This is a genomic window from Pseudarthrobacter sulfonivorans (assembly GCF_024391045.1).
GTDB classification, from domain to species: domain Bacteria; phylum Actinomycetota; class Actinomycetes; order Actinomycetales; family Micrococcaceae; genus Arthrobacter; species Arthrobacter sulfonivorans_B.
The window spans coordinates 66,879-87,510 of sequence record NZ_JANFCZ010000015.1; the positions used below are offsets into that span (position 1 = coordinate 66,879).

The window sequence follows — 20,632 nt, forward strand, 5'->3', positions numbered from 1 at the left end:
CAAAGTACGCTTTCACCATGAGTCTCACGGAACAGCACGCAGCGTCCCTGTCCGCCGAAACCGTGGTGGTTGCCGCCGGCAGGCCCCCGCGCGAGCATGACGAACCTGTCAACGTCCCCGTTGTGCTGTCCTCGACGTATTTCGGCACCGGGGCCCTGGGGGACGGCGACCGCGGCTACGGGCGGTACGCCAATCCCACCTGGGATCCCTTTGAAGAGGCCCTGGGTCAGCTGGAAGGGTCCGAATTGCCCGGCCTGCTCTACGCGTCGGGGCTCGCGGCCGTGAGCTCAGCGCTGTCCCTGCTGCCCGCCGGCGGAGTCCTGGTGATGCCCTCCCACAGCTACGCGGGCTCCCTGGTGATGGCCAGCGAGATGGCACAGAAAGGGTTCCTGGAGCTCCGGACCGTGGACATTGCGGACACGGACGCGGTCAAGGACCAGCTGGCGCCACAGGGGCCGGGAGCCAAGGCCGCCAGGATGCTGTGGCTGGAAAGCCCCACCAACCCCATGCTGGGAATCGCCGATATCCGCGAGCTGACCGCCGCAGCACACGCCGTCGGCGCCATCGTGGTCACGGACAACACCTTTTCCACTCCCTTGGTCCAGCAGCCGTTGGCCCTCGGCTCGGACGTGGTGTTGCATTCGGTGACGAAATACCTTGCCGGCCATTCCGACGTCGTCCTCGGTGCCCTGGTGACCTCGAACAAGGACATCCGGGCCGCGCTGCTGCATAACCGGACCATCCACGGCGGCATTGCGGGCCCGTTCGAGGCCTGGCTGGCGCTGCGCGGACTCCGGACCCTGGCATTGCGGGTGGAACGGTCGCAGGCGTCGGCGGCAGTCCTGGCCGAACGCCTCAACCAACATCCCCTGGTCGAAAGCATCCGGTTCCCCGGTCTTCCCACCGATCCGGGCCACGAACGCGCCAAGTCCCAGATGAAGGGCTTCGGCTCGATTGTGTGCGTGCAGATCGCGCCGGTGGCCGGGCTGAACGGAGCGGACGCCGCGGACAAACTGGTCCGCGCCCTCCAGCTCTGGCTGCCCGCCACCTCATTGGGCGGTGTCGAGTCCCTCATCGAACGGCGACGCCGGCACACCGCCGAGCCGCTCAGCGTTCCGGAGAACCTGGTGCGGCTGAGCGTCGGCATCGAGAACGTTGAGGACCTCTGGGCCGATTTGAAGCAGGCGCTGGACTCGCTGGGCCGTTAGGCTTGGACGGTGGACGGTGAACTGATTATTCGGCCTGTAGAGCAGGCAGTGTTTTTTATCCTTGCCCTGGTGGCACTGGCACTTGAGGCGTGGGCGCTGCTGGACTGCATCCGCCACAAGTCCGCCGCCTTCGAAGCCACCGGCAAGCGGACCAAAACGTTCTGGCTGGCGCTGACCGGCGGTGCCACGTTCATCGGGGCCATTTCCCTCTTCAGCAGCGGCGGCATCTTCGGCACCCTCGGCCTGTTCGGGCTTGCGGCCGTAGTGGCCGCGTCCGTCTACTTGGCAGACGTCCGTCCCGCCGTCAAGGATGCGGGCCGGGGCGGCAACCGCCCTTACGGCTGGTGACCGGGCGCCACTGAGTTCGGCGCCACCGCTTCCCAGCTGACCGTCAGTTCACCCAGGCGCCACCGCGACGGTCCGTCCTGAACGGGCCACCCGCCGTCGCGCAGTGCCTTGCACATCGCCTGCCAGCGTTGCCGGCTGCCGAACGATGCCAGCGGCGCTGACTCCAGCCACGCGCGGTCCATCGCCTGCATCAGACGGTGCACCGGTTCCCCGGGGACGTTGCGATGGATGAGGGCCTTCGGCAGACGCTCGGCAAGGTCCGAGGGCAGGTCAAAGCTGCCGAACCGGACGGCCATGCTCAGGGACAACGGCCGTTCAGCGTCGAGGGCAACCCACGTGACGCGGCGGCCGATCTCATCGCACGTCCCGTCAATAAATATCCCGCCGGGGGATAGCCGGCCCTGGACCAGGCGCCAGATTGCTGCCACGTCAGCCTCTTCGTACTGCCGCAGGACGTTGAAGGCACGCACCAGCACCGGCCGCCCAGGCACCGGCAGTTCGAAGCCGCCCACCTGGAAGCTCAGCCCCGGCCGTTCCAGCGCCTTCGCCGCACGGACGCGTTCCGGCTCAATCTCGATCCCCACCACGCGCACGTCCGGCCGGGAGGCGCGGAGGCGGTCAAAAAGTTCGACGGCGGTGGCGGGCGTTGCGCCGTAGCCCAGGTCCACCACCAGCGGGTCCGTGGCCCCGCGGAGGCGCCAGGCCTGGGGCCCGGTGAGCCAGCGGTCCACACGGCGCATGCGGTTCGGGTTGGTGGTGCCGCGGGTAACGTTTCCCACCGGCTTGCCGCTGCGGGAATGGGGCGCGTTCACCCGCTCAGCCTTTTGCACCACGGCCCAACTTTATCCCCGTAACGCAGGGCAGGCTGCAGCGTGCCCTCCGCTAGGATGAAAATCATGACTTACAAGCTGATTCTGCTGCGCCACGGCCACAGCGAATGGAACGCCAAGAACCTGTTCACCGGCTGGGTGGACGTTGACCTCAACGATCAGGGCCGCGAGGAAGCAGCCCGTGGTGGTGAGCTCCTGGTGGAGAACAACATCCTCCCCGACGTCCTGTACACGTCACTTCTCAGGCGCGCCATCAACACCGCCAACATCACCCTGGACAAGGCTGATCGCGGCTGGATCCCCGTCAAGCGTGACTGGCGGCTGAACGAACGCCACTACGGCGCCCTGCAGGGCAAGGACAAGGCCCAGACCCTGGCCGAATTCGGCGAAGAGCAGTTCATGGAATGGCGCCGCAGCTACGACACCCCGCCGCCGCCCCTCTCGGATGACAGCGAGTTCTCCCAGGCCCACGATCCCCGTTACGCGGACCTCGGCGACGCCCTGCCGCGCACCGAGTGCCTCAAGGACGTCCTGATGCGCCTGCTGCCCTACTGGGAATCGGACATCAAGGAAGACCTGAAGGCCGGCAAGACCGTCCTGGTCACCGCCCACGGCAACTCCCTTCGCGCACTGGTCAAGCACCTGGACGGCATCAGCGACGACGCCATCGCCAGCCTGAACATCCCCACCGGAATCCCGCTGGTCTACGACCTCGACGAGGACTTCCAGCCCATCAAGCCGGGCGGCACCTACCTGGACCCCGAGGCCGCTGCCGAGGCCATCCTGGCAGTTGCCAACCAGGGCAAGAAATAAAGCAAAGCAGCCATCACGACGGCGGGCCGGTCACCTGAGGTGACCGGCCCGCCGTCGTACGCGGTGCAGTTCGGGGCTAGAAGCCCTGGGGCTGCCATTCGCCGGTCACCAGGTAGGTGACCTTGCGTGCCACGGAGACGCCGTGGTCGGCGAACCGTTCGAAGTAGCGGCTCGCCAGGGCAACGTCCACGGTGGTGGCGGGGGACTCGGCCCAATCGGGCGAAGCGATGGCCTTGAAGACGCTCAGGTGAAGATCGTCAATGGTGCTGTTGGCCTTGAGGATGTCGCGGGCCACTTCGAGATCCCGGGATTCCAGGAGCACGGTGAGTTTGTCCGCGATCAGCTGGTCGAGCTCAGCCATCTGCTTGAACGTGTCCGTCATGGAGGCGGGGATCACGTTGGAGGGGAAGCGCAGCCGGGCCAGCTGGGCGACGTGCCGGGCAAGGTCGCCCATGCGCTCCAGCGACGCGCTCATCCGCAGTGAGCCGACGATCATGCGCAGATCGCTGGCTACCGGGCCCTGCAGGGCGAGGATGTCGATGGCGCGCTCATCCAGGCTGTTCTGCAGGAAATCGATGCGGGCGTCAGCTGCAATGACGTCTTCGGCCAGGTCAACGTCCGCAACCTGGAATGAGGTGGTGGCCTTCTCCATGGCCTCGCTGACCAACTTGGAGATCTCAACCAGCTGCTCACCGACCTGAGCCAGCTCTTCCTGAAAAACCTTACGCACGGGGGCGTCCTTTCTCTGGAATTCCGGCCCCCGAAGGCAGACGGAATTCATGTCGCCGTTCGGCACTCCAACCCGTAACTCTGCCAGCGTGCGGTGAACGAACACTCTCTTGTAGATGAACGTTAGCTGAACCGTCTGTGCAATGGTCCCGGACGCACCGGCAGGCCACTAACCACAGCATAAGCTGGAGTCGTGGATCCTATGCTCATCGGTGTCATCGCCGGCCTCGTCGGCCTGGCGCTCGGCACCTTTGGCGTGCTCGCCTTCAGGGTCAGTGAAAAGCAGCGCCAACTTGCCGACGTCGACGAGGATGAGCTCGCCCTGCCGAAGGGCGCCGCGGAGGTACTGGCCGTGGTTGGCCGGGCCTTCGTGGTGGTGGACGCCATTGATGGAGTGGTGCGGGCCAGTCCCGCAGCGTACGCCTACGGCCTGGTCCGCGGACACACTGTGGTCCACAAAGAGCTCCTGGACATGACAGCCGGGGTTCGCCGCGACGGCGTGATCCTGGAGAAAAAGCTCGAACTCCCGCGCGGCCCGCTGGGCCAGGGCACCATCATTGTGCAGGTGCGTGCTGCCATGCTGGGCGAGGAATACATCCTCCTGCTGGCCGACGACCGCACAGAGATCACCCGGACGGAAGAGATCCGCAACGACTTCGTGGCCAACGTCTCCCACGAGTTGAAGACCCCGGTGGGGGCGATTTCCCTGCTGGCGGAGGCGCTGGAATCTTCGGCAGATGACGAACAGGCTGTCCGCCGGTTCGCCAAACGCATGCACAAGGAATCAGGCCGGCTTGCTGCCCTGGTCCAGGACATCATCGAGCTCTCCCGGCTCCAAGGCGCCAACGTGTCCCAGGGGGGCAGCGCAGTGGATATCAACGCCGTCATCGCCGAAGCGGTGGACCGCTCCCAGCTGCCCGCTGAAAGCAAGAAGATCAAGATCGTGGTCGGTGAACACGCAGACGCCAGAGTTTATGGGGACCGGGACCTGCTCGTTACTGCGCTGCGGAACCTGATCGATAACGCCATCCGCTATTCGCCGGAAAACACCAAAGTGGGCGTGGGCGTCCGGGTCAAGGACGGACTCATCGCCGTGTCCGTCACGGACCAGGGCGAAGGGATGACCCCGGAGGACCAGGAACGCGTCTTTGAGCGCTTCTACCGCGTGGACGCAGCACGGTCCCGCCACACCGGCGGCACGGGCCTGGGCCTGAGCATCGTCAAGCACGTTGCATCGAACCATGGCGGTGAGGTGACGTTGTGGTCCCGGCCCGGACAGGGGTCCACCTTCACCCTGAGGCTCCCCGAGATGGAGAGCCAGGACGAAGCCGATACTCCAGTTGTCAAAGATCGAGCCGTACCCGAGCGTGTTACAGAGCGCGGCGTACATGAGCAAGGAGCCAGCGCTTGAGCAGGATTTTGATTGTCGAGGACGAGGAGTCGTTCAGCGACCCGTTGTCCTATTTGCTGGGCAAGGAAGGATTCGAGGTCGAAGTCGTGGACAACGGCCTCGACGCGATCACCGAGTTTGACCGGAACGGGGCGGACCTTGTCCTCCTGGACCTGCAACTGCCCGGCCTGCCCGGAACCGAAGTTTGCCGCCAGTTGCGCCAGCGGTCCGGTGTTCCGGTCATCATGCTGACGGCCAAGGACTCGGAGATCGACAAGGTGGTGGGCCTCGAGTTGGGGGCCGATGACTATGTCACCAAGCCTTATTCCTCGCGTGAACTGGTGGCCCGGGTGCGGGCCGTGCTCCGCCGTCAGGGTGAGCCTGAAGAGCTGATCTCCGCCACGGTGCAGGCAGGGCCTGTCCGCATGGACATCGAGCGGCACGTGGTCAGCGTGGACGGCGAGCAGGTCCTCCTGCCGTTGAAGGAATTCGAGCTACTGGAAATGCTGCTGCGGAATTCCGGCCGGGTGCTGACCCGCGGCCAGCTAATCGACAGGGTCTGGGGCTCCGACTACGTGGGGGACACCAAAACCCTCGATGTGCACGTCAAACGGCTCCGCGGGAAGATCGAGCCGGACCCGTCGGCACCGCGCTACCTGGTGACGGTCCGCGGTCTGGGCTACAAGTTCGAGCCGTAGAGCGCAGGCCTTAGGCCGACGGCCTACGGCCTGCGCCTCCGCCTAAGCCTGACGCTGGCGCCTCAACCCGCGCTGGCGCGGCAACCCGCGTTGGCACGGCAAAAAGGAGGGGCTCCCCTGGGAGCCCCTCCTTTTTGCGTTTGCCTGGTTGCTGTGCCGGCCTAGTGCGCTGCCGCTGAGGCAGTTGCCGAGGCGGTTGCCGAGGCCGACGGCGACGGCGTGGGTGAGGCGGATCCGGTCGGTTCGCTGCCTGCCGGGAGGTACTCCTTGTACTCGGGCAGCGTGGCGTCCAGGACGGGCATCTCTACAGTCTTTGTGACGTTGGTGCCGTCTTCGGCAACCTTGATGTTCACGAGGGATCCGGGAATGCCGCCGCTCGTGCTGAGGATGGCCGCGTCCGTGGACTGGTTGAGCAGGGTGTAGGAGTTTGCCTTCACCGGCACCTGCGTCTGGGAGCCCTTGGCGCCGTTGACCGTGAGCTTGACGTCCTGCGAAGACGAGTTGTACACGGCACCAATCAGGCGGCCCGGCTTGTCCGCGCCGGCCGAGACGATCAGCATGTTCCGCAGCTGCAGGGGTCCAAGATCCGCGCGGATGCCGTCGGAGGAGGAGTACTGGTGAGTGGTCTGCTGGGGGGTGATGTAGCCGCAGCCGGTCATCGTCGCCAAGCCCAGGGCCAGGGCTCCTGCCGCCAGTGCCAGTTTGCCGCTCTGGGCCCGGTTCATCGCAGTGAAACGCACGTCACGTACTCCTTGGGAATGTGGAAACATTATTCAGCCATAGCCTAGCGGCAATCGGCCTCAAACGAGGATTCCGGGGAGTCACATCGTCCTTGGCACGGGGCCCGGCATGCACTATTATCCGCATCCGTCAAGGGGCTGGAGGGGGTCGATTCGGCCCATTTTCCGCGTATTTACGGGGTTCCGGGGCCCGTTCCGGGCCAGTCATATGCCTGAATCGTGATAAACTGGTCTGCGGGAAAGGGGAATGTTTACATGGTATTTGAGGTCGGCGAGACAGTAGTTTACCCTCACCACGGTGCAGCAAAAATTGAAGAAATCAAGATGCGCACCGTCAAGGGCGAAGAGAAGATGTATCTCAAGCTCAAGGTGGCTCAGGGTGATCTGACCATTGAAGTTCCAGCAGAGAACGTTGACCTGGTTGGGGTCCGTGACGTAGTGGGCAAGGAAGGCCTGGAGCACGTATTCGACGTACTCCGTGCCGAGTTCACTGAAGAGCCCACCAACTGGTCACGCAGATACAAGGCAAATCTGGAGAAGCTTGCTTCCGGTGACGTCATCAAGGTAGCAGAGGTTGTCCGCGACCTCTGGCGCCGGGATCACGATCGGGGCCTTTCCGCAGGTGAGAAGCGCATGCTGGCCAAGGCCCGGCAGATTCTGATTTCAGAACTCGCTTTGGCTGAAAAGACCGACGAAGAGAAGGCGGCAAGCGTTCTCGACGAGGTCCTGGCTTCCTAAGAATTGAACCCCGGGGGTGCGAAAGCACCTCCGGGGTTTCTTTTTGCCCGTTTCCGGGCCGGTACCATCCTGCGCCGGCTCGAATCCTGCAGCCGGGTTCAGCCGGACGGGCCGGGTGGGACGTAGGCTAGACGCCATGAACAACGGACTGCCCCGCCCCGTCACCGCCGTCATCCTTGTGGCCGCCGGTTCCGGCGAAAGACTGGGCTACGGAATGCCGAAAGCCGCCGTGCCGCTTGGCGGCGAACCCATCCTGATGCACGCACTTCGCGGCGTCGTGGCATCAGGGGTCAGCAGCCAGGTGTGCATAGTCCTGCCGGCGGACGCGGCCAGCCTCCATGCCTCCCTGGAAGAATTCAGGCAGGAATTGGCCGACGGCGGCCCCATCCTCACCCTGGTGGACGGCGGCGCCACGCGCGCGGATTCAGTCCGGGCCGGTCTCGCCGGCCTGATCGATGGCGTTGAAGCGGTTCTGGTACATGACGCCGCCCGCGCGCTGGCTCCCGAATATGTCTTCCACCGGGTGGTGGATGCCCTGGCCGCCGGTGCCGTCGCCGTCATTCCGGCCGTCCCTGTGGTGGACACCGTCAAGACCGTCACCCGGACGAGCGGGGATGACAGCGCCATCGCACCGGAACTCGTCACCGGGACCGCCCGCCGGGAGGAACTGCGTTCCGTCCAGACGCCCCAGGGCTTCCGGCTGTCCACGTTGCAGCAGGCTCACCAGGCGGCCGCCCGGTTTGATGAAGCCCAGGCTGCCGCGGTGACCGACGACGCCATGCTCGTGGAACTCCTGGGCGTCCCCGTCCATGCCGTCCATGGCTCTACCCAGTCACTGAAAATCACCACACCCTTGGACCTGATCATTGCCGAAGGTCTGCTGGAAGGCCCGCTCGGGATCCGCTGGGTGGAAGGCTGAGCATGGAGGGCACGCAGATGATCCTGCCGCGCACCGGCATCGGACTCGACGTCCACGCCTACGCCTCCGGCGAAAGCCCCCGTCCGCTGTGGCTGGGCGGGTTGCTGTGGGAAGGCGAACGCGGGCTCGCCGGGCACTCGGACGGTGACCCCGTGGCCCACGCGGCAGCCGATGCACTGTTCTCGGCCGCCGGCATCGGGGACCTGGGGACCCATTTCGGCACCGACCGGCCGGAGTTCGCCGGCGCGTCCGGAGTGACCCTCCTGGCCGAAGCAGCCAGGATTGTCCGGGCGGCCGGATTTGAAATCGGCAATGTGGCGGTCCAGTTTGTGGCCAACAGGCCGAAGTTCGGTCCGCGCCGGCTGGAGTCGCAGGACGTCCTGAGTGCGGCGGCACGCGCTCCCGTCAGCGTCACGGCCACCACCAGCGACGGGCTGGGTTTCACCGGCCGGGCTGAAGGCATTTCCGCCATTGCCACCGCCCTGGTGTATCCCAGGCAACCGGGCCGCATCGGCTAATCTGGAGCGGTGACCCTCCGTTTTTACGACACCGCATCCGCCGAAGTCCGCGACTTCGTTCCCCTCGTCCCGGGAAAGGTGAGCCTGTACTACTGCGGAGCCACCGTGCAGGGCATGCCTCACGTGGGCCACATCCGGTCGGCCATCGCCTTCGACCAGCTCACCCGCTGGCTTGAGTACCGGGGCCTGCGCGTCACAGCCGTCCGCAATGTCACGGACATTGACGACAAAATCCTTGCCAAATCCGCCGAGTCCTTCGAACCCGGCTTCGAGCAGGGCCCGGACACTGTCCGCGAGGAGGAATGGTGGGCGCTGGCCTACCGCTACGAGCAGGAGTTTCTGAAGGCCTACGACACACTGGGCGTGTCCCGCCCCACGTACGAACCCCGCGCCACGGGCCACATCCCGGAGATGCACGCGCTGGTGCAGCAGCTGATCGACCGCGGGCACGCCTACCCGGCCCTGGACGGCTCCGGCGATGTCTACTTCGACGTGCGGTCCTGGGAAAAGTACGGCTCGCTCACCCGCCAGAACATTGATGACATGCAGGGCGCGCCCGACGCCGATCCCCGCGGCAAGAAGGATCCCCGGGACTTCGCGCTGTGGAAGGGGTACAAAGAAGGAGAGCCGACGACGGCGAGCTGGGCTTCGCCGTGGGGTGCCGGCCGTCCGGGCTGGCATCTGGAATGCTCCGCCATGGTCACGAAATACCTCGGCACCGAGTTTGATATCCACGGCGGCGGCCTCGATCTGCGCTTCCCGCACCACGAAAACGAAATGGCCCAGTCCCAGGCGGCGGGCCACGGCTTCGCCAACTTCTGGATGCACAACGGCATGGTCACCTACCAGGGTGAAAAAATGTCCAAGTCCATCGGCAACACCATCAGCCCCGCCGAGATGCTGGAGCTCGCGTCGCCCCGGGTGGTGCGTTACTACCTCGGACAGGCCCAGTACCGGTCAGTGCTGGACTACCGTCCCACGTCGCTGGAGGAGGCTGCTGCCGCCGTCGAACGCATTGACGGTTTCATCACCCGTGCCGTTCGGGCCTTGTCTGCGGGCACACCGTCCGATGCAAGCAACTACGCGTTCTTCACCTACGGCAAGGTGCCCGAGGCGTTCGAGCGTGCCATGGATGACGACCTCAACGTCCCGCAGGCACTCGCGGTGCTGCACGAAACCGTGCGGTCCGGCAACACGGCCCTGACGGAAGGGCGGCTGGACGATGCCCGGCAGGCCCTGCACGACGTCCACGACATGCTCCGCGTTCTTGGCCTGAACGCGGTGGCCACCGGCGCGGCAGCGGACTCCCGCGAAACGGCTGCCCTTGAGGTACTGGTCGAGGCCCAGCTGGCCGCACGTGCCCAGGCCCGGGCAACCAAGGACTGGGCCGCCTCGGACGCCATCCGGGACACGCTGAAGGCGGCCGGCGTCGCCGTCGAGGACGGCCCCGAGGGCGCTACCTGGAGCCTCCAGCGGGACTGAACGGGCGATTTTACTTGATTCAGTAGACTGGTAAGCAGACTCAGTCAAACAATCAAGGGTGGAACTCTCATGGCCAATAACGGTCGCCGGTCGGTCAAAGCAAAGAAGGGGCCAACCATCGGAACCGGTGGCCACGGCCGCAAAGCCCTCGAAGGCAAGGGTCCCACGCCTAAGGCGGAAGACCGTACTTACCACAAGGCACACAAGAATAAGCAGCTCGCGGAGCGCTCCGCTGCCAAGCGCGGTACGGGTGCCCGCAGCGCCGGCGCAGCCCGGTCGGGCCCCAAGGGGCGTGCCACCGAGGAAGTGGTAACCGGCCGCAACTCAGTGGTCGAGGCACTCCGGGCCGGCATCCCCGCGAAGGCCCTGCACATCGCCATCCGGATCGAAATGGACGACCGTGTCAAGGAGTCCCTGAAGATCGCTGCCGAGCGCGGCATCCCGCTGCTCGAGACCGGCAAGCCCGAACTGGACCGCATGACCGACGACGCCGTCCACCAGGGCCTCGTCCTGCAGATCCCGCCGTACGAATACCAGGACGCCTATGACCTGGCTGAGGAAACGGTGGACCGCTGGAAGAAGGGCCACGTTTCGAACGCGCCGCTGTTCGTGGCGCTGGACGGCATCACGGACCCCCGCAACCTGGGCGCGATCATCCGCTCCGTCTCGGCCTTCAGCGGCCACGGCGTCATTGTGCCGGAACGCCGTTCCGTGGGCGTCACCGCCTCGGCCTGGAAGACCAGCGCCGGCGCGGCCGTGCGCGTCCCGGTGGCACGCGCTGCCAACCTCAACAGCGCGCTGAAGCAGTTCAAGAACATGGGCATCTTCGTTCTGGGTCTCGACGGCGACGGCGACGTCTCCCTGCCGGACCTGACACTCGCCACGGAACCGGTCTGCATCGTGGTCGGCTCCGAGGGCAAGGGCCTGAGCCGGCTGGTCCGCGAAAACTGCGACCAGATTGTCTCCATCCCCATCGACTCCGCCATGGAATCGCTCAACGCCTCCATGGCCGTGGGGATCTCGCTGTACGAAATCTCCAGGCAGCGCGCCGCCAAGTAACTCGTTGCGGGCCGGCGGCTGGGTCACCCTCCCGTGGTCGAGCCTGTCGAGACCCTCCTGCCCAGCCACGGCCGGAGGGTCTTGCTTTGGTTAAAACTCCCGGCGGTTGGCCAGGACCGGAAGCTTTTGGCGGGCTTCCCTGACCACGGCGGCGTCCAGGTCTGCGAACAGCAGCCCGGGGGCGCCGTCGAGCTCTTCCACTACCTCCCCAAAGGGTGAGACCACGGCGGAATACCCCACGCCCGTCGGAGCCGAGTTCTTGGCGTGCACACCCTGGGTGAGGGGATCGCCCTGCCCGCAGGCCAGGACGAAGGTGGTGGCGTCCAGCGCCCGGGCCCGCGCCAGGAGCCGCCATTGGTCCACCTTGCCGGGACCCGCGCCCCAGGAAGCGCAGATGATGTTCGCGTCCGCACCCCGCTCGGCGTTGGCCGTAAACAAGGCCGGAAAACGGATGTCGTAGCAGGTGGTCAGCCCGAAGGTCAGGCCACCCGCGGAGAACGTCACCGGCTCCGTTCCCGGGTCCACGGTGTCGGATTCCAGGAAGCCGAACGCGTCAAAAAGGTGGACCTTGTCGTAGCTGGTTTCCACGCCCGGGCCGGTTGCGAGCAGGGTGTTGCGTACTTTCCCCGCAGTGCCCGGCGTGAACATCCCTGCCACCACCACCATCTCCAACGCGGCCGCCACGCTGCGCACCCGGGTGGCCCACGGCCCGTCCAAGGGTTCGGCAATGTCCAGCAGCGAGTTTCCGAACGCCCGCATGGCAGCTTCCGGAAACACCACCATGTCCGCGCCGCCGGCCTTGGCCCGGTGCGCCTGCTCTTCCAGAAGGGACAGGTTGGCGGCCAGGTCCCGGCCGCTGATGATTTGAGCCAGCGCAACCCGCACCAAGCACCTCCACGTCGACGTTTCCTTCCAGTATGCAACCCGCCGCCGACTCCGGGCGCACCGGACAGTGGTTGGCCGCGCGGCGTCACAAACGCCGGGGTGCGGCTGAACAGGCGCTGGCGGCTACCATTGTCGGTGATGGTTATGCCGCTATTTGACACCGCCTCCACCATGGACGCCTCTTCAGCGCGCCCCCTGGGTGTTAGCGTGCCGCGCCCCGGGGCCGGGCCGGACCCCGCAGATCCGTCCAACGCCAACGTGGCCGTCTACGCTCCCGGCGTTGCGAACCTCGAGATTGTCTACAAGGCCTCAAGCAGCGAGTGGCGCCGGCAGCTCCTGCGCAATGTCACCCACGGCGTCCACCACGGTATTGTGCAGGATTTCCCGTACGGATCGCGTTATGGGTTCCGCGCGGCGCCTACTTCGGAGGCTTTGCCGCTGTCCTTCCCCATGCTGGATCTGGTTGGCGACGCCGGACAGCCGCTGCTGCTCGATCCTTACGGCCGTGCGGTGGATGAGAGTGAAGGTTTCCTGACCAGTGTGCGGATGGCCGCCGATTTTGACTGGGGAGCGGACCAGCGGCCACGGCTGCACTGGCGGAACACCATCATTTACGAGGCCCACGTCCGCGGCCAGACGATGTTGCATCCTGATGTTCCCGAGGAATTGCGGGGGACCTATGCCGGCATGGCCCACCCGGCCATCATCGAGCATTTCAAAAGCCTCGGCATTACCTCCGTCCAGCTGCTCCCGGTGCACTTCCACCTTGATGAGCTGCACTTGCAGGACCTCGGCCTGACCAACTATTGGGGCTACAACACCGCGGCCTTCTTCGCGCCGCATCCGGGCTACGCCACCAGGGCCGCCCGGGAAGCAGGCCCGCAGGCAGTCCAGGATGAATTCAAGGGAATGGTCAAGCTGCTCCACGCGGCAGGACTGGAAGTAATCCTTGACGTGGTCTACAACCACACTGCCGAGGGCGGCCCCGACGGGCCCGCCACGAGCTTCCGCGGCCTTGGTGAAGAGACGTATTACCGCACTGACGGCCACGGGAAGTATGTGGACACTACCGGCTGCGGGAACAGCCTGAATTTTGGCCAGCCCCGGGTGGTCCAGCTGGTCCTGGATTCCCTTCGGTACTGGGTGGACGAGTTCCATATCGATGGTTTCCGCTTTGACCTGGCCGTGACGCTCTGCCGTAATGCGGACAATGAGTTTGATCCTCGGCACCCGTTCCTGGTCGCCGTGGCAGCCGACCCCGTCCTGTCGGACGTGAAACTGATTTCCGAACCGTGGGATGTCGGGTACGGCGGCTGGCAGACGGGCCGGTTCCCAGGCGGCTGGGTGGACTGGAACGACCACTTCCGGGACGGCGTCCGGTCCTTCTGGCTCGCGGACCGCGCGGCCATTGAATCGGGCGGGCAGGGCGGCTCCGTGGCCCGGCTGGCCGACGCCCTGTCCGGGTCGGCCGGGCTGTTTGAAGCGTCCGGCCGTTCCAGGCTGGCGTCGCTGAACTTCGTCACCTCCCACGACGGCTTCACCCTCCACGACCTCGTTTCCTTTGACCGCAAGCACAATGAGGACAACGGGGAACAGAACCGGGACGGCCACGGCGACAACCGCAGCTACAACCACGGGTTCGAAGGTCCCACCGAGGATGAAGACATCCTGGCCCAGCGGGCCCAGTCCCGGCGCAACCTCATGGCGTCGATGATGATTTCCTTTGGCGTTCCCATGATCACCGGCGGTGACGAGCTGGCCCGCACCCAACAGGGAAACAACAACGCCTACTGCCAGGACAACGCCATCACCTGGATTGACTGGACGCGCACGCCGGAATCCCACGAAATGCTCCGCAGCACCAAGCGTTTCATCCGGCTCCGAAAAGAGTTCCTGGCCGGACAGCCGCACGATTTCCCGGCACGGGACGAACAGTCCTATCTCTATTGGTTCGACCACACCGGGCAGCCCATGTCCATGGACCGGTGGAATGACCCGCGGCACCGGGTGATGCAGCTCCTGCTCGGCTCCGACGACGGCACACTGGCAGGCCTTGTGGTGATCAACGGCGGCACGTCCGACGTCAAGATCACTCTCCCCGAGGTGACCAACGACGACGGCACGCCGCACCGCATGTTCGAACTCCGGCTGACCACGTCGCCCCTCCATGAGATCCGCCAGGGCGGCCGGGTAGCATCCGGCGAGACGGACCTTGTTGAGGCAAACTCGATCAACATCTACCGCACGTAGCTGCGGACGGGACAAGAATGCGCAACCGCTCCATCGTTGCCCTGCTCCTGACCGGGCTGGTGGTGGCCGCCCTGGCCATCTTCGGCGGCATCGGGTTCCTCGAGTCCCTGACGGGAAGTACGACGCCGGCAGCCAGTTCCAGCGCGGCCCCTGTTCCGGAGGCTCCCGCCACCGGGCCGGCGCATGTTCCGGCGCCCGCAGCGGTTCCCACAAACCCCTCCGCCCTGCCGGCGATCCGCGAGTCCGCGCTCCCGGCCGAAGCACGCAAAACCCTCGCGCTCATCCGCAAAGGCGGCCCCTACTCCTACAGCCAGGATGACCAGGCCTTCGGCAACTTTGAACGCGTCCTGCCCCGGCAGGCTTCGGGCTACTACCGGGAGTACACCGTGCCCACCCCGGGAGAATCGGACCGTGGCGCCCGCCGGATCGTTGCCGGCGCCGGGGGAGAAAAGTATTACACCCAGGACCACTACGACTCATTCAAATTCATAGCAGAAGGCAGCTGAAACCCAGTATGAAGATCTACTCCGCCGAAACGTGGACCATGGAGGAACTGCAGGAACAGACGGCCGACGCCGGCCGCCGCAGCCTGGTGGTGCCCGCCGCGGACAGCAAACGGACGGTCCTGGAAACGTTTGGTGAAGTCCTGTCCTTCCCCGAGCACTACGGGGTGAACCTGGACGCCCTCAACGATTCACTCCACGATTTTGCGGACAGCATCAGCGAAAACGGCAACGCCCCGGTCACCATCCTCTGGCAGGTCGCCGCGGCCTTCCGCGGCGACCGTTCCTTCGGGGTCATCTGCGAGATCCTCCAGGATGCCGAGAACTACGCCGGCAGCGACCTGAGGGTCACTGCCGTCCTCCTGTAGACAACGTCGCCAACCGCTGAGCGTCGAAGCGGTGCCGGCGCATTAGGTGTATTGACCTGAGAGGTTAGTGACACGGCTGGCCGGTGGCTGACCTTTGAGTGAGGTGTGGCCTCGGTGGACTCTTCTATGTCTGTCAAGCCCCGCTCAATGTTTCGGATGAGGCATTGAGCGTCCGATAGATGCGGCGGGCCATGTAGCGTTTGATGCACCGCCGGATTTCTTTGTCGGTACGACCTTCCGCGCGTCGTTTTTCCACGTACTCGCGGGTTTCGGCATCATGTGTCATCCTCGTTACCGCGACCATGTGAAGTGCGCTGTTCAGCGCCCTGTCGCCGCCCCGGTTTAGCCGATGCCTGACGGTGTTCCCGGAAGAGGCTGGGATGGGGTTCACCCCGGCCAGGGAGGCGAATGCCGCCTCGTTGCGAACCCTGCCTTCGTGGGACCACGCGGTGAGACACTTCGCGGCGCTGATCGCCCCGAACCCTTTCTCTTCTAGCAAGGGTGCGGCCTCGCTGACCTTGACCAGCTCGTCCAGCTGCTTCTCATTGGCCATGAGCTGTTCGTCCAGTTCGAGGATATGTTTAGCCAGGCGAATGGCCTCGGTCCGGGCGACGGACAAGGATAGTTCTTCCTGGCGGGGCCGCCACCGCGAGATGTCCGAGGTCTGTGAGGCGGTGAGGGACTTGCGGGCATCGACCCCCAGGTTGTTGCTGCGTACCAGAGCGTTGAGCGCGTTGACCGACCGTGTGCGGTCGGCGCTCATGGCGCCGCGGGCGGTGGTCAAGATACGTACCGCTTGGCGGATCCCGTCGTTGAGCCGGGGGCGGCGCAGCTTTTCCATGGGCAGCGGCAGAGTTGCGGCCGCGATCTGGTGGGCGTCCAGGGCGTCGGTTTTCCCCACGCCGCGGCGTTTCTTGGCATCCATGCGTGGTGCCTCGGCCACCGGATAACCATGCGAGGCCACTGTGCCGGCCAGGATCGCCCCGTAGGTCGCGGCACCTTCGATGACCCAGAGGGTGTCGGCATCCGCGCCGGTGCGGCGGGCCACCCACGTGATGGCGCGGTTGATTCCAGCCGCGTTGGTGGGAAATGCCCGGGTTTCAAGTAGGGCACCGGTAGGAGCGGCGAGGATCGCATAGACATGGTTGCGAGCGTGCGTGTCGACACCCACGACAAATGGGTGGGCATGAGCGACGATGGACATGGTGATCACGGCACCTTTCCAAGAGTGATGGACATGGTTCAACGGCCGTCGCAGGCCGGTATCAGCCGGTCGGAGTCACGTCGGAACAGCACTGTGATGGGTCACGCCCGCCATGGGGTGGACAATCTTCTGATCAAGCTACCGATGTGGGCCGGACGGTTACCGGCCGCCCACCCCGAAAGATGGACAAGTCCACTGCAAGACACTCAAACGTCAATGATTGTATGAGCCACATCTTCGGGGGCGGGGCGGCTAGTAGCCATCCTGCCAGCCAGTCCCGGACCAGCCATGATCAAGACTCACAATGATTGTAGTGATGGAGCCAGTCGGCGAATGCGGCAACACGCTCGGCCTCTGACGTATATGACTTCGCGTAGGCCCATTCATCGAGCATGGTGCGGTTGTATCGCTCGACTTTGCCGTTGGTCTGCGGCCTGTACGGGCGTGTGCGTTTGTGCTTGATTTCCGTGCCCAGCGCGTCTTTGAAGGCGTGGGAGCGGTAGCAGGATCCGTTGTCGGTCAAGACCCGTTTGACGGTGATTCCGCAGGATTCGAAGTAGGCGTTGGCACGTTCCCAGAAGCCGGCCGCGGTGTCCTTCTTCTCATCGCACAGGATCTCGGTATAAGCGAGCCGGGAATGGTCATCGACGGCGTTGTGGAGGAAAGCATAGCCCGGTCGCCGGTTCGCCGTGGTGCCGGTCTTGTTTCGGTTTCCGGCGGCCCTGCCGAGGCTTCGGTGTCCGCCGCCGTCAGGGATGCGTCCGAGTTTCTTGATGTCGACATGGACCAGGTCGCCAGGGCTTTGGTGCTCGTGGCGGCGGATCACTCTTCCGGTGGCACGGTCCAGCCACGACAGCCGGGCCAGCCCGAACCTGGACAGGACCCGGTGCACCGTGGACGGATGGATGCCCAGCAGAAAGCCGATCCTGGCCGGCCCCCAACGGCGGTTGACCCTGATCGCGATGATCCGCCGCTCCCGCCGTACAGGCGTCCGCCGCGGGGAGCTGACAGGCCGGCTGGAACGGTCCTGCATCCCGTCCTCACCAAGGGCCCGGTAGCGGGCGGCCCAGCGCGCCGCCGTCGTAACCGACACCTGGAACCGTTCAGCCGCCCGGCGTAGCGCCCACCCGTCCTCGACAACGCACCGGGCCAGCCGGAGCCTGCCCTTCGGCGTCAGGAGCGCGTTAGCATGGGACATTGAAGACCTCCTTGTGGATCGGACTCTTAGACAAGCCCCACTCCACTCGGAGGTCTTCTTTTTGTCACCTATCCACGCCGAGCGTTCCTAACGTCCGTGGTCAAGACAATTAGGCGTTGACGATCAGCCCCAGTTCGGCTTTTGACGCCAGCGCCTCGTGCCGGGGCAGGACCCGGACGGTGTAACCGAACGGGCCGGAACGGTCGATCACCAGGGAGCCGCTGAACAGGTAGCGGCCACCGCCCAGGTCTTCCTTCGGCTGCAGCTCCATCAGGGTCACGTCCGCCAGGTTGTCGCTTTCCTCGGCGCGCCCGTAGGCGACCTCCACAGAGACATCGTCCGGTGTCAGGGTGGTCAACGCAACGTAGGCGTTCACCTGCATCGTGTCGCCGATCTGCGGATCCTCGGATACGCCGACGGAGTCGACGTGCTCCACGTGCAGCATCGGCCAGGCTGCCCTGACCTGGGCAGTCCATGCAGCCAGTGACCGGGCCTGCGAGTAAGAGTCGGCCACGGCCTTGCGACCGGCCTCGGCGGCGGGGCGGTACAGAATGTTGACGTAGTCGTGCAGCATCCGGTCCGCCGAGACGGCCGGGCCGAGGTGGGACAGCGTGTGCTTGATCATGGACACCCAGTGCGTCGGCACCTTCTCGGCCCCGGTGCTGGACGGCCCGGCTGCGCCGGCGCTTTCCGACACGGTGCTGCCGTAGAAGCGCGGCGCCACCTGGGTTTCCAGGAGCTCGTACAGGGCTGCAGCCTCAATGTCGTCGCGTTCTTCGGGGGACGCGTCGTTGTTGGCCGTCGGGATTGCCCAGCCGTTTTCGCCGTCGTACATCTCGTCCCACCAGCCGTCCATCACCGAAAGGTTCAGCGAACCGTTGATGGCGGCCTTCATGCCGGAGGTGCCGCAGGCCTCCAGGGGACGCAGCGGGTTGTTGAGCCAGACGTCGCAGCCGGGGAACAGCGTCCTGGCCATGGCGATGTCGTAGTTCGGGAGGAAGGCAATCCGGTGCCGGACTTCGGGATCGTCGGTAAACCGGACGAGGTCCTGGATCATCTTCTTGCCGGCGTCGTCCGCGGGGTGTGACTTGCCGGCGATCACCAGCTGGATGGGGTGTTCCGGATGCAGCAGCAGTGCCTTCAGGCGGTCCGGTTCGCGCAGCATCAGGGTGAGCCTTTTGTACGTCGGGACGCGGCGGGCGAAGCCGATGGTCAGCACGTCAGGGTCCAGCACGCTGTCGGTCCAGCGGAGTTCCGCGTCGGCCGCGCCGCGCTTTTTCCACGCAGCCCGGAGGCGGCGGCGGACGTCGTCCACCAGGGCCGAGCGCATTTCGCGGCGCAGGGCCCAGACGTCGGCGTCGCTGACGTTGTACGCCAGGTCCCAGCGGCCCTGGGTTTCGGCCTCGGGGCCGAACTGTTTCCGGGCGAGCTGGGAAATCCGGCTGTCCACCCAGGTGGGGACGTGGACGCCGTTGGTGACGGACGTGATGGGCACCTCGGAGTGGTCAAAGCCCGGCCAGAGTGCCGAGAACATCCCGCGGGAGACTTCGCCGTGCAGTTTGGCGACGCCGTTGGCCCGCTGGGCGAGCCGCAAACCCATGACCGCCATGTTGAACACTGCCGGGTTGCCGTCGGCGTAGTTTTCGCGCCCAAGTTCCAGGATCCTGTCCACGGGCACTGCGGGCGCCAGCCCGGCCTGGAAGAAGTGCTGGATCTGGGCAATTTCGAAGCGGTCGATGCCGGCAGGCACAGGCGTGTGGGTGGTGAACACCGTGGAGGCGCGGCCTGCGGCCAGTGCTTCGTCGAACGTCAGGGCGGCGTCACCGGACATCAGTTCCTGGATCCGCTCGATGCCCAGGAACCCGGCATGGCCCTCGTTGGTGTGGAACACTTCGGGCGCCGGCGTGCCGGTGAGCTGCTGGTAGGCGCGCAGTGCCTTGACGCCGCCCATGCCCAGCAGGAGCTCCTGCTGGAGCCGGTGGTCCCCGCCGCCGCCATAAAGCCGATCGGTGACGCCGCGCGCGGCGTCGTCGTTCCCCGGCACGTTGGAGTCCAGGAGCAGCAACGGAACACGCCCGACGTCGGCACGCCAGATGTGTGCCAGCAGTCGCCTGCCGTTGGGCAGCGGCAGTGTGATCTGCAGCGGCCGGCCGTTGCCGTCGCTGGACGGTTCGCGCAGCAGGGTCAGGGGCAGCCCGTCCGGGTCCAGGACAGGATAGGTTTCCTGCTGCCAGGCGTCGCGGGACAGGGACTGCTTGAAGTAGCCGGCCTGGTACAGGAGTCCCACACCGATGAGGGGCACACCAAGGTCGGAAGCTGCTTTGAGATGGTCGCCGGCCAGGATGCCCAGGCCGCCGGAGTACTGCGGCAGTACCTCGGTGATGCCAAACTCGGGGGAGAAATAGGCAATGGCGGCGGGAGCGTTGGCGCCCAGGCCCTGGTACCAGCGCGGTTCGTCAAGGTAGCGGTCGAGGTCCTCAGCGGCGGCGCGGACGCGTTCCACCACGGACTGGTCAGCGGCCAAGGCCTGGAATTCCTCTCGGCTGACACGGCCAAGGAAGCTGACGGGATCCTGCTCGCTTTCCTCCCATTTCCGCGGGTTCAGGCTGGCGAAAAGTTCCCGCGTGGGCCGGTGCCAGGACCAGCGCAAGTTGGTCGCTAGCCGGACCAACGGCCGGATTGGCTCGGGGAGGACGGTTCTGACGGTAAATCTCCGGATTGCCTTCACCTGCGCCACACTAACCGACAACCT

20 protein-coding genes are annotated in these 20,632 nt (G+C 65.5%); 13 read left to right on the forward strand and 7 right to left on the reverse strand.

Annotation, left to right across the window (positions count from 1 at the left end; all coding sequences use genetic code 11):
* Positions 1 to 17 precede the first annotated feature (17 nt).
* Both NQJ30_RS11530 and NQJ30_RS11535 read left to right on the forward strand, forming a co-directional pair.
* Positions 18 to 1,208, forward strand: coding sequence for a trans-sulfuration enzyme family protein (locus tag NQJ30_RS11530; protein ID WP_255770059.1), 1,191 nt, complete (start codon positions 18 to 20; stop codon positions 1,206 to 1,208).
* 9 nt (positions 1,209 to 1,217) lie between these two features.
* A complete protein-coding gene (locus NQJ30_RS11535; RefSeq protein WP_255770060.1) occupies positions 1,218 to 1,556 on the forward strand; it encodes a DUF2516 family protein in 339 nt (112 codons plus the stop codon).
* On the opposite strand, the gene NQJ30_RS11540 is transcribed toward NQJ30_RS11535, so the two are convergent.
* The gene (locus NQJ30_RS11540) at positions 1,544 to 2,389 is read right to left on the reverse strand and encodes a class I SAM-dependent methyltransferase (RefSeq protein ID WP_255770061.1); all 846 of its coding nucleotides are present in this window, start codon (positions 2,387 to 2,389) and stop codon (positions 1,544 to 1,546) included. The genes NQJ30_RS11535 and NQJ30_RS11540 overlap by 13 nt on opposite strands.
* 63 nt (positions 2,390 to 2,452) lie before the next feature.
* Between NQJ30_RS11540 and NQJ30_RS11545 the strand changes: the two genes are divergently transcribed.
* Entirely contained in the window at positions 2,453 to 3,199 is a 747-nt protein-coding gene (locus NQJ30_RS11545) for a phosphoglyceromutase (protein ID WP_255770062.1), read from the forward strand.
* Positions 3,200 to 3,275: 76 nt separating this feature from the next.
* Here the strand turns inward: NQJ30_RS11545 and phoU are convergent, their stop codons facing one another.
* Complete coding sequence (gene phoU / locus NQJ30_RS11550) at positions 3,276 to 3,929, reverse strand: phosphate signaling complex protein PhoU (protein ID WP_255770063.1); 654 nt, start codon at positions 3,927 to 3,929, stop codon at positions 3,276 to 3,278.
* Positions 3,930 to 4,130: 201 nt separating this feature from the next.
* Here phoU and NQJ30_RS11555 point away from each other — a divergent pair, with 201 nt between their 5' ends.
* A complete protein-coding gene (locus tag NQJ30_RS11555) occupies positions 4,131 to 5,339 on the forward strand; it encodes a sensor histidine kinase (protein ID WP_255770079.1) in 1,209 nt (402 codons plus the stop codon).
* Positions 5,336 to 6,016, forward strand: a complete 681-nt coding sequence (locus tag NQJ30_RS11560) for a response regulator transcription factor (protein ID WP_255770064.1) — start codon at positions 5,336 to 5,338, stop codon at positions 6,014 to 6,016. Before NQJ30_RS11555 ends, NQJ30_RS11560 begins: the two co-directional genes overlap by 4 nt.
* A gap of 161 nt (positions 6,017 to 6,177) precedes the next feature.
* On the opposite strand, the gene NQJ30_RS11565 is transcribed toward NQJ30_RS11560, so the two are convergent.
* Positions 6,178 to 6,741, reverse strand: a complete 564-nt coding sequence (locus NQJ30_RS11565) for a hypothetical protein (RefSeq protein WP_255770080.1) — start codon at positions 6,739 to 6,741, stop codon at positions 6,178 to 6,180.
* Between the two features lie 270 nt (positions 6,742 to 7,011).
* On the opposite strand from NQJ30_RS11565, the gene NQJ30_RS11570 reads away from it, so the two are divergent.
* The 5 genes from NQJ30_RS11570 to rlmB all read left to right on the forward strand — a co-directional run bounded on the left by NQJ30_RS11570 (position 7,012) and on the right by rlmB (position 11,472).
* Positions 7,012 to 7,494, forward strand: a complete 483-nt coding sequence (locus NQJ30_RS11570; RefSeq protein ID WP_026266570.1) for a CarD family transcriptional regulator — start codon at positions 7,012 to 7,014, stop codon at positions 7,492 to 7,494.
* Between the two features lie 136 nt (positions 7,495 to 7,630).
* Positions 7,631 to 8,413, forward strand: a complete 783-nt coding sequence (gene ispD, locus NQJ30_RS11575; protein ID WP_255770065.1) for a 2-C-methyl-D-erythritol 4-phosphate cytidylyltransferase — start codon at positions 7,631 to 7,633, stop codon at positions 8,411 to 8,413.
* Between the two features lie 17 nt (positions 8,414 to 8,430).
* A complete protein-coding gene (gene ispF, locus NQJ30_RS11580; protein ID WP_255770081.1) occupies positions 8,431 to 8,931 on the forward strand; it encodes a 2-C-methyl-D-erythritol 2,4-cyclodiphosphate synthase in 501 nt (166 codons plus the stop codon).
* A gap of 9 nt (positions 8,932 to 8,940) precedes the next feature.
* Positions 8,941 to 10,413 carry a cysteine--tRNA ligase gene (gene cysS / locus NQJ30_RS11585; RefSeq protein WP_255770066.1) on the forward strand — a complete coding sequence of 491 codons (1,473 nt, stop codon included), beginning with the start codon at positions 8,941 to 8,943 and terminating at the stop codon, positions 10,411 to 10,413.
* Between the two features lie 69 nt (positions 10,414 to 10,482).
* A complete protein-coding gene (rlmB, locus tag NQJ30_RS11590; protein WP_255770067.1) occupies positions 10,483 to 11,472 on the forward strand; it encodes a 23S rRNA (guanosine(2251)-2'-O)-methyltransferase RlmB in 990 nt (329 codons plus the stop codon).
* 90 nt (positions 11,473 to 11,562) lie between these two features.
* Here rlmB and NQJ30_RS11595 read toward each other — a convergent pair whose 3' ends face one another.
* Complete coding sequence (locus NQJ30_RS11595) at positions 11,563 to 12,357, reverse strand: carbon-nitrogen hydrolase family protein (protein WP_255770068.1); 795 nt, start codon at positions 12,355 to 12,357, stop codon at positions 11,563 to 11,565.
* A gap of 138 nt (positions 12,358 to 12,495) precedes the next feature.
* Between NQJ30_RS11595 and glgX the strand changes: the two genes are divergently transcribed.
* The 3 genes from glgX to NQJ30_RS11610 are packed head-to-tail and all read left to right on the forward strand — an operon-like array spanning position 12,496 to position 15,478.
* The gene (gene glgX, locus NQJ30_RS11600; protein WP_255770069.1) at positions 12,496 to 14,607 is read left to right on the forward strand and encodes a glycogen debranching protein GlgX; all 2,112 of its coding nucleotides are present in this window, start codon (positions 12,496 to 12,498) and stop codon (positions 14,605 to 14,607) included.
* 17 nt (positions 14,608 to 14,624) lie between these two features.
* A complete protein-coding gene (locus NQJ30_RS11605; RefSeq protein ID WP_255770070.1) occupies positions 14,625 to 15,113 on the forward strand; it encodes a ribonuclease domain-containing protein in 489 nt (162 codons plus the stop codon).
* 8 nt (positions 15,114 to 15,121) lie between these two features.
* Entirely contained in the window at positions 15,122 to 15,478 is a 357-nt protein-coding gene (locus NQJ30_RS11610; protein WP_255770071.1) for a barstar family protein, read from the forward strand.
* Positions 15,479 to 15,611: 133 nt separating this feature from the next.
* On the opposite strand, the gene NQJ30_RS11615 is transcribed toward NQJ30_RS11610, so the two are convergent.
* The 3 genes from NQJ30_RS11615 to glgP form a co-directional block, all read right to left on the reverse strand.
* Entirely contained in the window at positions 15,612 to 16,682 is a 1,071-nt protein-coding gene (locus NQJ30_RS11615) for an IS110 family transposase (protein WP_255770082.1), read from the reverse strand.
* A 292-nt stretch (positions 16,683 to 16,974) separates the two neighbouring features.
* Complete coding sequence (locus NQJ30_RS11620; protein WP_255770072.1) at positions 16,975 to 17,880, reverse strand: IS481 family transposase; 906 nt, start codon at positions 17,878 to 17,880, stop codon at positions 16,975 to 16,977.
* A 109-nt stretch (positions 17,881 to 17,989) separates the two neighbouring features.
* On the reverse strand, positions 17,990 to 20,608 hold the full coding sequence (glgP, locus tag NQJ30_RS11625; protein ID WP_255770073.1) for an alpha-glucan family phosphorylase: 2,619 nt from the start codon (positions 20,606 to 20,608) through the stop codon (positions 17,990 to 17,992).
* Positions 20,609 to 20,632 lie beyond the last annotated feature (24 nt).

Coding starts and splice junctions, on each gene's coding strand:
- NQJ30_RS11530 (WP_255770059.1), top strand. CDS start 18: ATGAGTCTCACGGAACAGCACGCAGCGTCCCTGTCCGCCGAAACCGTG.
- NQJ30_RS11545 (WP_255770062.1), top strand. CDS start 2,453: ATGACTTACAAGCTGATTCTGCTGCGCCACGGCCACAGCGAATGGAAC.
- NQJ30_RS11555 (WP_255770079.1), top strand. CDS start 4,131: ATGCTCATCGGTGTCATCGCCGGCCTCGTCGGCCTGGCGCTCGGCACC.
- NQJ30_RS11565 (WP_255770080.1), bottom strand. CDS start 6,741: ATGAACCGGGCCCAGAGCGGCAAACTGGCACTGGCGGCAGGAGCCCTG.
- NQJ30_RS11570 (WP_026266570.1), top strand. CDS start 7,012: ATGGTATTTGAGGTCGGCGAGACAGTAGTTTACCCTCACCACGGTGCA.
- ispD (WP_255770065.1), top strand. CDS start 7,631: ATGAACAACGGACTGCCCCGCCCCGTCACCGCCGTCATCCTTGTGGCC.
- ispF (WP_255770081.1), top strand. CDS start 8,431: ATGATCCTGCCGCGCACCGGCATCGGACTCGACGTCCACGCCTACGCC.
- rlmB (WP_255770067.1), top strand. CDS start 10,483: ATGGCCAATAACGGTCGCCGGTCGGTCAAAGCAAAGAAGGGGCCAACC.
- glgX (WP_255770069.1), top strand. CDS start 12,496: ATGGTTATGCCGCTATTTGACACCGCCTCCACCATGGACGCCTCTTCA.
- NQJ30_RS11605 (WP_255770070.1), top strand. CDS start 14,625: ATGCGCAACCGCTCCATCGTTGCCCTGCTCCTGACCGGGCTGGTGGTG.
- NQJ30_RS11610 (WP_255770071.1), top strand. CDS start 15,122: ATGAAGATCTACTCCGCCGAAACGTGGACCATGGAGGAACTGCAGGAA.
- NQJ30_RS11615 (WP_255770082.1), bottom strand. CDS start 16,682: ATGTCCATCGTCGCTCATGCCCACCCATTTGTCGTGGGTGTCGACACG.
- NQJ30_RS11620 (WP_255770072.1), bottom strand. CDS start 17,880: ATGTCCCATGCTAACGCGCTCCTGACGCCGAAGGGCAGGCTCCGGCTG.